Source organism: Microbacterium lacticum, assembly GCF_006716815.1.
GTDB classification, from domain to species: Bacteria; Actinomycetota; Actinomycetes; order Actinomycetales; family Microbacteriaceae; genus Microbacterium; species Microbacterium lacticum.
In genome coordinates this window covers 244,040-257,126 of record NZ_VFPS01000002.1, presented here as the reverse complement: position 1 = coordinate 257,126, position 13,087 = coordinate 244,040, and the positions used below count along the sequence as shown (strand labels likewise).

14 protein-coding genes are annotated in these 13,087 nt (G+C 72.1%); 13 read left to right on the top strand and 1 reads right to left on the bottom strand.

All coding sequences use genetic code 11. From position 1 onward, the window contains the following. Positions 1-19: 19 nt before the first annotated feature. From sp36 to FHX68_RS06950, 4 genes are all read left to right on the top strand, one after another. A complete protein-coding gene (gene sp36, locus FHX68_RS15540) occupies positions 20-256 on the top strand; it encodes a Sp36 family protein (protein WP_176583098.1) in 237 nt (78 codons plus the stop codon). Further along, positions 253-714 carry a RidA family protein gene (locus tag FHX68_RS06960; RefSeq protein ID WP_176583097.1) on the top strand — a complete coding sequence of 154 codons (462 nt, stop codon included), beginning with the start codon at positions 253-255 and terminating at the stop codon, positions 712-714. The genes sp36 and FHX68_RS06960 overlap by 4 nt, the downstream gene beginning before the upstream one ends. 73 nt (positions 715-787) lie before the next feature. Next, a complete protein-coding gene (locus tag FHX68_RS06955; RefSeq protein WP_307723052.1) occupies positions 788-1,180 on the top strand; it encodes a VOC family protein in 393 nt (130 codons plus the stop codon). Continuing rightward, on the top strand, positions 1,177-1,485 hold the full coding sequence (locus FHX68_RS06950) for a winged helix-turn-helix transcriptional regulator (protein ID WP_141380123.1): 309 nt from the start codon (positions 1,177-1,179) through the stop codon (positions 1,483-1,485). Before FHX68_RS06955 ends, FHX68_RS06950 begins: the two co-directional genes overlap by 4 nt. Here the strand turns inward: FHX68_RS06950 and acs are convergent. Beyond that, positions 1,478-3,442, bottom strand: a complete 1,965-nt coding sequence (gene acs, locus FHX68_RS06945; protein ID WP_141380122.1) for an acetate--CoA ligase — start codon at positions 3,440-3,442, stop codon at positions 1,478-1,480. The genes FHX68_RS06950 and acs overlap by 8 nt on opposite strands. A 434-nt stretch (positions 3,443-3,876) precedes the next feature. Between acs and FHX68_RS06940 the strand changes: the two genes are divergently transcribed. The 9 genes from FHX68_RS06940 (at position 3,877) to FHX68_RS06900 (ending at position 13,069) form a co-directional block, all read left to right on the top strand. Continuing rightward, a complete protein-coding gene (locus FHX68_RS06940) occupies positions 3,877-4,953 on the top strand; it encodes a TadA family conjugal transfer-associated ATPase (RefSeq protein ID WP_141380121.1) in 1,077 nt (358 codons plus the stop codon). Then, complete coding sequence (locus FHX68_RS06935; protein ID WP_141380120.1) at positions 4,950-5,822, top strand: type II secretion system F family protein; 873 nt, start codon at positions 4,950-4,952, stop codon at positions 5,820-5,822. Before FHX68_RS06940 ends, FHX68_RS06935 begins: the two co-directional genes overlap by 4 nt. Positions 5,823-5,934: 112 nt before the next feature. After that, positions 5,935-6,150: a DUF4244 domain-containing protein gene (locus FHX68_RS06930; protein WP_229661434.1), complete on the top strand. Its 216-nt coding sequence runs from the start codon at positions 5,935-5,937 to the stop codon at positions 6,148-6,150. A 2-nt stretch (positions 6,151-6,152) separates the two neighbouring features. After that, on the top strand, positions 6,153-6,485 hold the full coding sequence (locus FHX68_RS06925; protein ID WP_141380118.1) for a TadE family type IV pilus minor pilin: 333 nt from the start codon (positions 6,153-6,155) through the stop codon (positions 6,483-6,485). Then, positions 6,485-6,814: a helicase gene (locus FHX68_RS06920; protein WP_141380117.1), complete on the top strand. Its 330-nt coding sequence runs from the start codon at positions 6,485-6,487 to the stop codon at positions 6,812-6,814. Before FHX68_RS06925 ends, FHX68_RS06920 begins: the two co-directional genes overlap by 1 nt. Positions 6,815-7,040: 226 nt before the next feature. Then, entirely contained in the window at positions 7,041-9,710 is a 2,670-nt protein-coding gene (gene topA, locus FHX68_RS06915; RefSeq protein ID WP_255314014.1) for a type I DNA topoisomerase, read from the top strand. Further along, complete coding sequence (tmk, locus tag FHX68_RS06910; RefSeq protein ID WP_141380115.1) at positions 9,710-10,351, top strand: dTMP kinase; 642 nt, start codon at positions 9,710-9,712, stop codon at positions 10,349-10,351. Before topA ends, tmk begins: the two co-directional genes overlap by 1 nt. A gap of 10 nt (positions 10,352-10,361) precedes the next feature. After that, positions 10,362-11,516 carry a DNA polymerase III subunit delta' gene (locus tag FHX68_RS06905; RefSeq protein WP_141380114.1) on the top strand — a complete coding sequence of 385 codons (1,155 nt, stop codon included), beginning with the start codon at positions 10,362-10,364 and terminating at the stop codon, positions 11,514-11,516. Next, complete coding sequence (locus FHX68_RS06900; RefSeq protein ID WP_141380113.1) at positions 11,513-13,069, top strand: alpha/beta hydrolase; 1,557 nt, start codon at positions 11,513-11,515, stop codon at positions 13,067-13,069. Before FHX68_RS06905 ends, FHX68_RS06900 begins: the two co-directional genes overlap by 4 nt. The last annotated feature ends 18 nt before the right edge of the window (positions 13,070-13,087 follow it).

Sequence of the window (13,087 nt, the reverse complement as noted above, 5' to 3'; positions counted from 1 at the left end):
CTCGCCACAGGAGCCTTCTATGACCACGTGGGAATACCTCACCACGCCCCTGCTCATCCACAACACCGCCGCCATCCTCAACAACTGGGGCAAGCAGGGATGGGAGCTGGTGCAGGTCGTCACCGGACCCGAGGGGGGCCTCGTGGCCTACTTCAAGCGCCCCGTCGGCGGCGCGGGCGCGGCCGGCGCCGCGAACGCGGGCCTCGGCGCAGCGGCGGTCGCCGCCCAGCAGTTCGAGGGCGAGGGGCACGCGTGAGCGCCGTCGCCGCGCGGCTCGCCGAACTCGGCATCGAGCTGCCGTCGGTCGTCCCGCCCGTCGCCGCGTATATCCCCGCCACGGTGCACGGCGACCTCGTCTACACGTCCGGACAGCTGCCGATGGTGGCGGGCGCGCTGCCGGCCACCGGCAAGGTCGGGGGCGGCGTCGAGGCATCCGCGGCCTACGGCTACGCGCGTCAGTGCGCGCTCAACGCGATCGCCGCCGCGGCCGCCGCGGTCGGGGGAGTCGACCGGCTCACCCGCGTCGTGAAGGTCACCGGCTTCGTGGCATCCACTCCCGACTTCACGGGCCAGCCCGGGGTGATCAACGGCGCGAGCGAGCTGCTCGGCGATGTCTTCGGCGATGCCGGGCGGCACGCGCGCTCCGCGGTCGGGGTGCCCGTGCTGCCGCTCGACTCGCCCGTCGAGGTCGAGGTCGTCTTCGCCTGGGAGTGAATCCGCAGCCGTCATCGCTCGGGGTCTTGACGTGTTACTTGCATTTTGCAAGTACCGCGTCATGAATATCTTCGTGAGTTTCCCGGTCGACGACGTCGTGCGCGCCAAGGCCTTCTATTCCGCCCTCGGTCTGACCATGAACGAGGCCATATCCGACGACAACACGGCGTGCTTCGTCCTCGACGACGACAAGCTCCTCATGGCGGGCACACGTGCCGCCTATGCGGCCGTCGGCGGCACGGAAGACCTCGTCGGGGGGTCCGGCACACCGTCCCCCGTCACCCTCTCGTGGGCGCTGGACAGTCGTGAAGAGGTGGATGCCCTGCTGGACCGCGCCGAGAAGGCGGGCGCCCGCATCGGCGACACCGACGACTACGGGTTCATGTACCAGGGACAGTTCGACGATCCGGAGGGCTATCACTACTCGCCGTTCTGGGCGGAGCCGGAGCACCCTGCGTCGGCGTGAGCGACGGCGACCTCCCCGACCGGCCGGGCGGGCTCGACGCGGCCCTCGGCGTCGTCGGGCAGCGGTGGGCGCTGCTCATCGTCGACCGCCTGCGCGAGGGTGCGCTGCGCTATGGGGATCTGCAGCGAGAGCTCGGCATCCCGACCAACATCCTCGCGACGCGCCTGCGCGAACTCGAGCAGGCCGAGGTGCTGCGCCGGATCCCGCTCAAGCACAACACCCGCGCATACGAGCTCACCCCACGGGGCCTCGCGCTCGGCGAGGCCCTCGATGCGCCGCGTCAGTGGGGCGAGGGCATCACTTGACCTGTGCGGAGATGACGCTCATCACGGCGGTGTCGGCGAGGGTCGTCGTGTCGCCGACCTCGCGGCCTTCGGCGACATCACGGAGCAGGCGCCGCATGATCTTGCCCGAGCGGGTCTTCGGCAGCTCGCCCACGATGTAGACGTCGCGGGGTCGGGCGATCGGGCCGATCTGCTCGCCCACCCATTTGCGCAGCCCGTCGGCGAGACCCTCGGGGGAGTGCTCGTTGAGGTAGCTCTGCTTCACGATGACGAAGGCGACGACGGCCTGGCCGGTGGTCTCGTCGGATGCCCCGACGACCGCCGCCTCGGCGACCGCCTCGTTACCCACGAGCGCCGACTCGATCTCGGTCGTCGACAGCCGGTGCCCCGACACGTTCATCACGTCGTCGACGCGGCCGAGGAACCAGATGTCGCCGTCGTCGTCGAGGCGTGCGCCGTCGCCGGCGAAGTAGTAGCCCTTGTCCTGGAACTTCTCCCAGTAGGTCTCGACGAAGCGGTCGGGGTCACCCCAGATGCCGCGCAACATCGACGGCCACGGCTTCGTGATCACGAGGAGCCCGCCGTTGCCGTTGCCGACATGCTCGCCGGCGTCTTCGACGACGTCGATCGAGATGCCCGGGATCGGCACCTGCGCGCTGCCGGGCTTCGTCTCGGTGACGCCGGGCAGGGCCGACACCATGATCGAGCCGGTCTCGGTCTGCCACCAGGTGTCGACGATCGGCGTCGCGTCGGCGCCGATGACGTGGCGATACCACATCCACGCCTCCGGGTTGATGGGCTCGCCGACCGAGCCGAGCAGACGCAGCGACGACAGGTCGAACCGGTTCGGGATCTCGCGGCCGAGCTTCATGAACGAGCGGATCGCGGTCGGCGCGGTGTAGAGGATCGTGACGCCGTACTTCTCCACGAGCTCCCACCAGCGGCCCGGGTGCGGGGCATCCGGGGTGCCTTCGTAGAGCACCTGAGTGGCGCCGTTGGCGAGCGGGCCGTACGTCACGTACGAGTGGCCGGTGATCCAGCCGATGTCGGCGGTGCACCAGAACACGTCGGTCTCGGAGTGGATGTCGTGGACCACGCGGTTCGTGAACGCCGCCTGGGTGAGGTAGCCGCCGGAGGTGTGCAGGATGCCCTTGGGCTTTCCGGTCGTGCCCGAGGTGTACAGGATGAACAGCGGGTTCTCGGCGGGGAAGGGCTGGGCCGTGTGATCGGCGGATGCCTCGGCGACCGCGTCGTGCCACCAGAGGTCGCGCCCCTCGGTCCAGCCGACCTCGTTCTCGGTCCGACGCACGACGAGCACGTGCTCGACCGTCGCCTGCGGCCCGTTGCCGCGGTCGGCGAGCGCCTGGTCGACGGCGGGCTTGAGCGGCGACACGCGACCCTTGCGATAGCCGCCGTCGGAGGTGATGACGACCTTCGCGCCGGCATCGTCGATGCGCGTCCGCAGGCTGTCGGCCGAGAAGCCGCCGAAGATGACGGAGTGAATGGCGCCAAGGCGCGCGACGGCGAGCATCGCGGCGATCGCCTCGGGGATCATCGGCAGGTAGATCGCGACCCGGTCACCCGCCTCGACGCCGAGCCCGGTGAGCACGTTCGCGACGCGCTTGACCTCGTCGGTGAGCTCGGCGTAGGTGACGCGCCGAGAATCGCCCGGCTCACCCTCCCAGAGCAGCGCGACGCGGTCGCCGTTGCCCGCCTCGACGTGGCGGTCGAGGCAGTTGTACGCGACGTTGAGCTCGCCGTCGGCGAACCACTGCGCGAACGGCGGGTTCGACCAGTCGAGCACCTGCGTGAACGGCGTGTGCCAGTGCAGCGCACGCGCCTGCTCGGCCCAGAAGGCCTCGCGGTCGGCGTCGGCCTGCGCGTACAGCTCGGCGGTCGCGACCGCGTCGGCGGCGAATTCGGGCGACGGCGCGAACCGGCGGTTCTCGGTCAGCAGGTGGTCGATCTGGTTGCTCATCTGGCGCGCTCCTTTGCGGCAAGGCTCCCGAATGAGGACGGTCTTCGGGACGATTCAGCTATCTAGTCACAGCGCTCCGGCGGTCACTACCGCCGATAGTAGGGAGCGCGCGACGACGCGCCGGACCGATATATCTCCGCGTGGCGCGCCTCTTACGTACGGACGGCGGACGATTCGTGCGTATGCTCTTGAGCGGCCGAACTTCTGATTCTGGCGTCGCAGTGCCCACCCCCCAATGGGGCACTGCGTGAGGCGGCATCCCATTCCCCCCAATGGGATGCCGCCCTTCTCTTTCTGCGCGGTGCTGACGGCTCTTCTGCCGTGTGCGGTCCGCGGTCCTCATCGCCTCCTCCCCAACGGGCCCGATCGGCGAACTGTCCACCGATGCGGCCCGCGGGCGGTTCGGGCGCGGCCCCGACGCCTACCGTCGGGGCATGTCCGAAGCGTTCGTCGTCAGCCCCCGCGTCCCCGAAGCCGTGCGTCGCGCCGGCCCGGCCCCGGTGCCGCGGCGCGACGCGGTGGCCGAGGCCGGGGCTCGCGCGTCGACGGAGTCGCCTCGCCGTGAGCTGCGCCGGCGCGAGCTGCCCGACCATCCCGCGCTCGAGCCGCTGCGCGACGTGCTCTCCGATCCCGCGGTGACCGACGTCTTCGTCAACGGCACGGACGGGCTGTTCGTCGACCGTGGACGCGGCGTCGAGCAGGTCGCGGGGTGGCGGGCCGGCGCCGACGAGCTGCGGACGCTCGCCGTCGCGCTCATCGGGGTGGGCGGTCGGCACCTCGACGACGGCACGCCGCTCGTCGACGTGCGCTGGGAGCACGGCGCGCGGGTGCATGCCGTGCTGCCGCCGGTCGCGTGCTCGGGGGCGGCGATCTCGATCCGCCTGCCCGACGTCGACGTTCCCGATCTCGATGAGCTCGGCCGCCGCGGCATGTTCGACGCGGTCACCGGCGCACGGCTGGAATCGCTCGTCACGAAGCGCGCGAACGTGCTCGTCACCGGGGCCACCGGCGCGGGCAAGACGACCCTCCTCGCGGCGCTGCTCGGACGGGTGCCCGCCTCGGAGCGGATCGTCACGATCGAGGATGTCGCCGAGCTGCGCATCTCGCACCCGCACCACGTGCGGCTCGAGGCGCGGCAGCCGAACCTCGAAGGCGCCGGCGCAGTGCCGCTCGCGCGCCTCGTGCGCGAGGCGCTGCGGATGCGCCCCGACCGCCTGGTGGTCGGCGAGTGCCGCGGCGAGGAGGTGCGCGAGCTGCTCATGGCGCTCAACACCGGCCACGACGGCGGGGCGGGCACAGTGCACGCCGGCAGCATCCGCGACCTGCCCGCCCGCCTCGATGCGCTCGGCGCCCTCGCCGGGCTCGACGACCACGCGACCGCGCGGCAGGTGGTGAGCGCGATCGGCGTCGTGGTGCACGTCGAGCGCGGCACCGACGGTGTGCGCCGCATCGCGGGCTTCGCGCGCCCCGTGCTCGAGGACGGGCGGCTCGGCGTCGAGGTGCTCACATGAGTGCGAAGCGGGTGATGGATGCCGCCGATGCGGCGGCCTCGGTGCAGCGCCTGGCGGTCCTCCTCGAAGCGGGCGTCACGCCCCCGCGCGCGTGGCAGCTGCTCGCCGACTCGGGTGATGATGCCGCGACGGCGGTGTCGATCGCCGCGGCCGGGCGCGAGACGGGGGAGGTGCTGGCCGAGCGCGGCGGCGCGTGGGGCGAGGTCGCCGTCGCCTGGCGGGTCGCGGAGACCGTCGGCGCGCCGCTCGCGCCGAGCCTGCGCCGCTTCGCCGACGCCTTGCGCGACGCGCAGGAGACCCGCGACGACGTGGCCGTCGCCCTCGCCGATCCCGCGGCGACCGCGCGGCTCGTCGCGTGGCTGCCGCTCGTCGCGATCGGACTCGGCGTCGCGCTCGGATTCGACGTGCTGTCGACCTTCACGCAGCCCGCCGGGATCGCATGCCTGGTCGCGGGCGTCGTGCTGATGCTCCTCGCGCGACGGTGGAGCGGCCGGCTCGTCGCCCGGGCGCAGCCCGCCGGCCCGCCGCCGGGGCTCCAGGCCGACACGGTCGCCATCGCCCTGTCGAGCGGCGCCTCGATCGAGCGCGCGCTCGCGGTCGTCGCTGGGGCCGGCGGCGGAGAGGCCGATGCCGAGACGGCGGAGATCCTCGCCCTGTCGCAGCGCGCCGGCGCGCCCGCGGTGGATCTCCTCCGCTCCTCGGCGACCGACGCGCGACGCCGGGCGCGCACCGACGGACGGCTGCGCGCGGCGAGGCTCGGGGCGCGACTGCTCCTGCCGATGGGGCTGTGCACACTTCCCGCCTTCCTGCTTCTGGGCGTCGGACCGATGTTGCTGTCGGTCATGGCCGGTGCGGCGCCGCCGCTCTGATCCGCCCTCCACACGTGCCCACACATCCCTATAGAGAAGGAGTCACCTTATGTCCCTCACCCTCATCCCCACCCTGCCGCGCGGGGCGTTCGGCACGCGTGCGTCCGGTGCGCTGCCGCCGCTCCCGCCCCTCCGGCCGCTCCCGGTGCTGACATCGCGCCGCGCGGCGACCCTGTTCGCCGACGACGCGGGCGCCGCGACCGCCGAGTACGCGGTCGCGACCATGGCCGCGGTGGCCTTCGCCGGGCTGCTGGTTCTGATCATGCGCTCCGACGAGGTGCGAGGCATCCTCACCGACCTCGTCCGCCGCGCGCTCACGGTGGCCTGACGATGCGCGCCGGCGATCGCGGATCGGCCACGGCCGAGTTCGCCGTCGTCGTGCCCGCCGTCGTGCTCGTCATCGCCCTGACGGCCGGCAGCCTCGCCGCGGCCGGCCGTCAGGTGCGGCTCGAACAGGGGGTCGCGCAGGCGGCGCGGCTCGCGGCGCGCGGCGAGCCCGCCGGGCGCGTGGCCGAGATCGTCGCGGCCGTCGCCGGGGGAGCGGTCGAGGCCGTCACCGACGACGGCGACCTCGTGTGCGTCTCGGCGACTGCGCCGACCCGCATCCCGCTGCCGTTGCCGCCCCTCAGGGCCCGCTCCTGCGCGCTGTCGGGAGGACGGTGATGGCGGGGTCGACCGTGGCGCTCGGCGCGCTCGCCGTCGCCGCGACGCTCGCGTTCTCGGGCGGGGTCGCAGGCGCAGCGTCGATCCGCGCGGCGCGGGCGTCGGGGGCGGCGGACGCCGCGGCCCTCGCCGCCGCCGACGCCGCCTCCGGTGCGGTCACCGGTTCACCGTGCGAGCGGGCCGAACAGGTCGCGGCGGCGGCCGGCGCAGCCCTCCTGGTGTGCGACCTCGACGCCCTCGCTGCGACGGTGCGGGTGCGCGTCGGGGCGGGCGCCTTCGCCGCCGAGGCGCGTGCCCGGGCGGGCCCCGCACCCGGCGCCGAGCCGTGACGCGCGCAGCAGCACCCCCGTGCGCGGCGCTTCGCCTGCGGAGAAAGCTCCGGCCGCTCACAGCCACTTCATGTGCGGCACGTGTGTATGGTGTGCATCGGAGAAAGGACGCCACGTGGCTCAGAGCACAGGAGCATCGACGAAGGCATCGGCATCGGCGACGACGAAGGCCGCGGCGAAGCCGTCGACCAAGGCATCCACCGCGGGGTCGGGGAAGACGCTCGTCATCGTCGAGTCGCCGACCAAGATGCGGTCGATCCAGGGATACCTGGGCGACGGATACGAGGTGCTCAGCTCGGTGGGTCACATCCGCGACCTCGCCGACAAGAAGGACATCCCGGCCGAGCTGAAGAAGACCTCGGTCGGCAAGTACTCCATCGACATCGAGAACGGGTTCACCCCTCTTTATGTGGAGAGCGAGCGTGGCAAGAAGACCGTCGCCGAACTCAAGCGCGCGCTGAAGTCCGCCGACCAGCTCCTGCTCGCCACCGATGAGGACCGCGAGGGAGAGGCCATCGCGTGGCATCTGCTGCAGGCGCTGCAGCCGAAGGTGCCCGTCAAGCGCATGGTGTTCCACGAGATCACGAAGGATGCCATCCGCGCGGCCGTCGGCAACACGCGCGAGCTCGACCTCGCGCTGGTCGACGCGCAGGAGACCCGCCGCATCCTCGACCGCCTCTACGGGTGGGACGTCTCCGACGTCACCCGTCGCAAGGTCGGGCAGGGCACGTCGGCCGGCCGCGTGCAGTCGGCCGCGACGCGTCTCGTCGTCGATCGGGAGCGCGAGCGCATCGCCTTCGTCTCCGCCGACTACTGGGACGTCGAGGCCGTCGCCGCTCCCGCCGAGCGCGTCGCCGACGGGTTCGCCACGCGCCTCGCACGCCTGGACGGTGCCCCCCTCGCCCGCGGCACCGACTTCGACGACGCCGGCCAGCTGAAGAAGGCCGTCGTCGTCCTCACCGAGCCGCAGGCTCGCGCGCTCGCCGCCGCGCTCGAGGCATCCGGCGACGTCGTCGTCGTCTCGGTCGAAGCCAAGCCCGGCACCCGCAGCCCCAAGCCCCCGTTCACGACCTCGACGATGCAGCAGGAGGCCGGGCGCAAGCTCTCGATGAGCGCGAAGCACGCCATGGGCGTCGCGCAGCGGCTCTACGAAAAGGGCTACATCACCTATATGCGCACCGACTCGACCGCGCTGTCGACGCAGGCGATCGCCGCGGCGCGTGCGCAGGCCGTCGCGCTGTACGGCGACCGGGCGGTGCCGCCGAACCCGCGCAGCTACGCGAACAAGAGCAAGAACGCGCAGGAGGCGCACGAGGCGATCCGGCCCTCCGGCGAGACCTTCCGCACCCCCGCCGAGGTCGGCTCGGCGCTCGACCGCGACGAGCGCCGCCTGTACGACCTCATCTGGAAGCGCACGGTCGCCTCGCAGATGTCGGATGCCAAGTACGAGACCACCACGGTGACCCTCGAAGCCGACACGTCGGGCGCGGGCGACCTCGCCTGGAAGACGGCGTCGTTCACCGCCTCGGGCACGGTCTACACGTTCAAGGGCTTCCTCGAGGCGTACGAAGAGGGCCGGGACGAGAAGCGCGGCGACGCCGACAAGGCCGACGACCAGTCGCTGCCGCAGCTCGCCGTCGGCGACGTGCTGACCCTGCACGAGGTCGAGCCGAAGGGGCACGCCACGAGCCCGAAGCCGCGCTACACCGAGGCATCCCTCGTCAAGGCGCTCGAGGAGAAGGGCATCGGCCGCCCGTCGACGTTCGCCTCGATCATCGATGTCATCCTGGGGCGCGAGTACGTCACCAAGCGCGGGCAGGCCCTCGTGCCGTCGTGGCTCGCCTTCAGCATCGTGCGTCTGCTCGAGCAGTACTTCACCGAGCTCGTCGACTACGACTTCACCGCCGCGCTCGAAGACGACCTCGACGCGATCGCGCGGGGCGAGCAGCAGCGCGTCGAGTGGCTGAAGGAGTTCTACTTCGGCTCCGACCAGCACGTGGGGCTGCGGAACATCCTCGACAACCTCGGCGAGATCGACGCGCGCGAGATCAACGCGACCCGCATCGGCGACGTCGCGACGCTGCGCTTCGGCCGCTACGGCCCGTACCTCGACGTGCCGAACGAAGACGGCACCTCGCGCATCGTCAACATCCCGGGCGACCTCGCTCCCGACGAACTCACGCCCGCCAAGGCCCGCGAGCTCATCGACGCCCCGGTCGCCGGCGACCGGGTGCTCGGCCAGAACCCCGAGACCGGGCGCGACATCATCGTCAAGGACGGCCGTTTCGGACCGTACCTCGAAGAGGTGCTGCCGCCCGTGCCCGAGCCGGTCGTCGACCCGGACGCGCCCAAGAAGCGGACGAAGAAGGTCGAGGCGCCCAAGCCCCGCCGTGCGTCGATCTTCAAGAGCATGTCGCCCGACACGATCGACCTCGAGACGGCGCTCAAGCTCTTCGCGCTGCCGCGCACCGTCGGCCTCGACCCCGAGACCGAGACGCCCATCACCGCGCAGAACGGCCCCTACGGCCCGTATCTGAAGAAGGGCACCGACTCGCGCTCGCTGCAGAGCGAGGACCAGATCTTCGACATCACCCTCGAGCAGGCTCTCGAGATCTACGCGCAGCCGAAGTACGCCAACCGCGCCGCGACCTCGCTCAAGGAATTCGAGGCCGACCCGGTGAGCGAGAAGCCGATCCGCATCAAGGACGGCCGCTTCGGCGCCTACGTCACCGACGGCACCACCAACGTCACGATCCCGAAGGGCCAGACGCCCGACGACATCACGTACGAGATCGCGGTGCAGATGCTCGCCGACAAGCGCGCGAAGGGTCCCGCGCCCAAGCGGACGACCCGGCGCGCCGCGACGACGCGCAAGCCCGCCGCCAAGAAGAAGTGATGACGACTCCGGATCCGGAGCCCGGTCGCGGGCTCTGGGTCACCTTCGAGGGCGGTGACGGCGTCGGCAAGACGACGCAGGCGGCGCTCCTCGAGGAGTGGCTGCGCGGGCAGGGGCGCACCGTCGTGCGCACGCGCGAGCCCGGCGGCACCGAGGTGGGGGTGCTCGTCCGCGACATCGTGCTGCACCACCGCGGCGACATCGCCCCGCGCGCCGAGGCGCTGCTCTACGCCGCCGATCGGGCCCACCACGTCGCCACCGTCGTCCGCCCCGCGCTCGCCCGCGGCGACGTCGTCATCCAGGACCGCTACCTCGACTCGTCGGTCGCTTACCAGGGGGCGGGTCGAGTACTGGATGCCACGGAGATCCGCGACCTCTCGCTGTGGGCGACGGAGGGGGCGCTGCCCGACCTCACCGTGCTGCTCGACCTCGACCCGTCGTCCGCACGGGCGCGCCTCGACGCCGACGAGAAGCCGTTCGACCGGCTCGAGGCGGAGAAGAGCGAGTTCCACGCGCGCGTGCGCGCCGCCTTTCTCGCCCTCGCCGCGGCCGAGCCCGCGCGCTTCGTGGTGCTCGACGCGAGTCGCCCCCCAGGCGAGCTGGCCGCCGACATCCGCTCGCGCGTCGCACCCACCCCGTAGGCTGGGGCGCATGATCGCCGCCACCCCCGCCGCCCTCCCGTGGGGAGAGGTCTGGGGGCAGGACGACGCGCTCGGGCAGCTGCAGGCGGCGGCATCCGATCCCGCCCAGCTCGCCCACGCCTGGCTGATCACGGGGCCCGCCGGGTCGGGGCGTTCGACCCTCGCCGCCGCCTTCGCCGCCGCGCTGATCGCCGAACCGGGTGACGAGGCGGCGATGCGCCAGGTGCTCGCGGGCACCCACCCCGATCTCACGACGCTCCGCACCGAGGGCGTCATCATCTCGATCAAAGACGCGCGTGCCCTCGTCGAGCGCTCGTACTTCTCACCGTCGCTCGGACGCTACCGGGTGATGGTCGTGGAAGACGCCGACCGGATGGTGGAGCGCACCTCGAACGTGCTGCTGAAAGCCCTCGAAGAGCCGCCGGAGCGCACCGTCTGGGTGCTGTGCGCGCCGAGCGAGGCCGACCTGCTGCCCACCATCCGCTCTCGCGTGCGCACGCTGCGCCTGCACGAGCCCGACGTCGCCGACGTCGCACGACTGATCGTGGCGCGCACCGGAGTGGATGCCGCGCTCGCCGAGCAGTCGGCACGGCTCGCCCAGCGCCACATCGGCATGGCGGTGCGGCTCGCGACCGACGAAGGAGCCCGCGCGCGACGCGACGAGACGCTGCGCGCGGTGCTCGCCGTGCGCGGTGTCGGCACCGCCGTCGAGACCGCCGCGCGCATCGTGCAGCTCGCGACCGAGGATGCCAAGGCACTCACGGCCGAGCGCGACGAGGCCGAGCGGGCCTCGCTTCTGCGCACCCTCGGCGTCGCCCCGGGCGCTGCGGTGCCTCCGGCGGTGCGCGGGCAGCTCAGCGCGCTCGAGGACGAGCAGAAGCGCCGCGCCACCCGCAGCCTGCGCGACGGCATCGACCGCGTGCTCACCGACCTCGAATCGATGTTCCGCGACGTGCTCATGGTGCAGTTCGGGCGCGGCGACGACCTCATCAACCGTGAGCTGGGCGATCAGATCGGGGCACTCGCCGCGGTCTGGACGCCGCAGCGCACCCTGACCGTGCTCGATCAGATCTCGGCGACCCGCACGAACCTCCAGGGCAACGCCGCACCGGCGCTGGCTCTGGAGAGCATGCTCGTGACGGTCGCGAGCGGAAGGACTCCGTGAACACCCTTCGACGCGCCCTCACCGTCGTCGCCGCCCTCGCCGTCGCCTCGCTGACGCTGTCGGGCTGCCTGTACGCGGCCATCCCGCCCGAGACGTCGGCGACGCCGGCACCCAGTCGCGAGCCGGACCTCGACGGCGCACCCGCCGGCTTCGAGGAGTTCTACGGTCAGACGCTTTCGTGGACCCCCTGCTCCGGCTCGGACGCGGGCTCGTACGACTGCACCGACGTCGCGGCGCCGCTCGACTGGTCCGACCCGGCATCCGGCACGATCGAGCTCGCCGTGATCCGACGCGCCGCGACGAGCGGCGACGCGCTCGGATCGCTGCTGACCAACCCCGGCGGCCCCGGCGCGAGCGGCTACGACCTCGTCGCCGACTCGGCGAGCTTCGCCGTCAGCGAGCCCGTCCTCGACGCGTACGACGTGATCGGGTTCGACCCGCGCGGAGTGGGCCGCTCGACGGCGGTGGCCTGCCTCGACGCGGCGGGCATGGACCACATGCTCTACGACATCCCCGCCGATCCGCGGGGCAGCCAGGGCTGGACCGACGAGCTGACGCAGCGCAACACCGAGTTCGTCGAGGCCTGCGAGGCGAACTCCGCGGGCATCCTGCCGTTCGTCACGACTGACAACGCCGCTCGCGACATGGATCTGCTTCGCGCCGTGCTCGGCGACAAGACCTTGAACTACCTCGGCTATTCCTACGGCACGTTTCTCGGCGCGACGTACGCGAAGCTCTTCCCCGAGCGCGTGGGCCGCCTGGTGCTCGACGGGGCGATCGACCCCTCGGCGTCGGGCCTCGACGTCGGCACCACGCAGGCGATCGGCTTCGAGTCGGCGCTGCGCGCGTACATGGCCGACTGCCTCGACGGGCGCGGCTGCCCGTTCACCGGCACCGTCGATCAGGCGATGGCCGACCTCGGCACCCTCCTCGCGAGCGTCGACGCGCAGCCGTTGCCCGCCGACGACGGCCGGATGCTCGGCGCCGACACCCTCATGACCGGGATCATCGCCGCGCTCTACGCGGAGGACTCGTGGCCGTACCTGACCCAGGCGCTCAGCCAGGCGCTGCAGGGCGACCCGACGACGGCGCTGCTGCTCGCCGACTTCTACAACGGACGCAACTCCGACGGCACCTACCAGGACAACTCGACCGAGGCGTTCCGCGCGTATAACTGCATGGACTACCCGCTCGACACCTCGCAGGCCGATCAGGACGCCGCCAATGCGCTGATCGCTCAGAAGGCGCCGACCATCGCGCCGTACTGGCAGGGCGTCGACGTGTGCGAGGTGTGGCCGTACCCGCCGACCGGGGTGCGCGAGCGCATCGCCGCCGACGGCGCCGCGCCCATCGTCGTGGTCGGCACCACGAACGACCCGGCGACGCCGTACGCGTGGTCGGTCTCGCTCGCCGAGCAGCTGAGCTCGGGCGTGCTCGTCACCCGCGAGGGCGAGGGCCACACCGGCTACAACAAGGGCAACACGTGCGTCGACCGCGCCGTCGAGGACTACCTCGTCGACGGCACGGTGCCGCAGGACGGCCTCAGCTGCTGAGGCCCGTCCGAGGCGTCC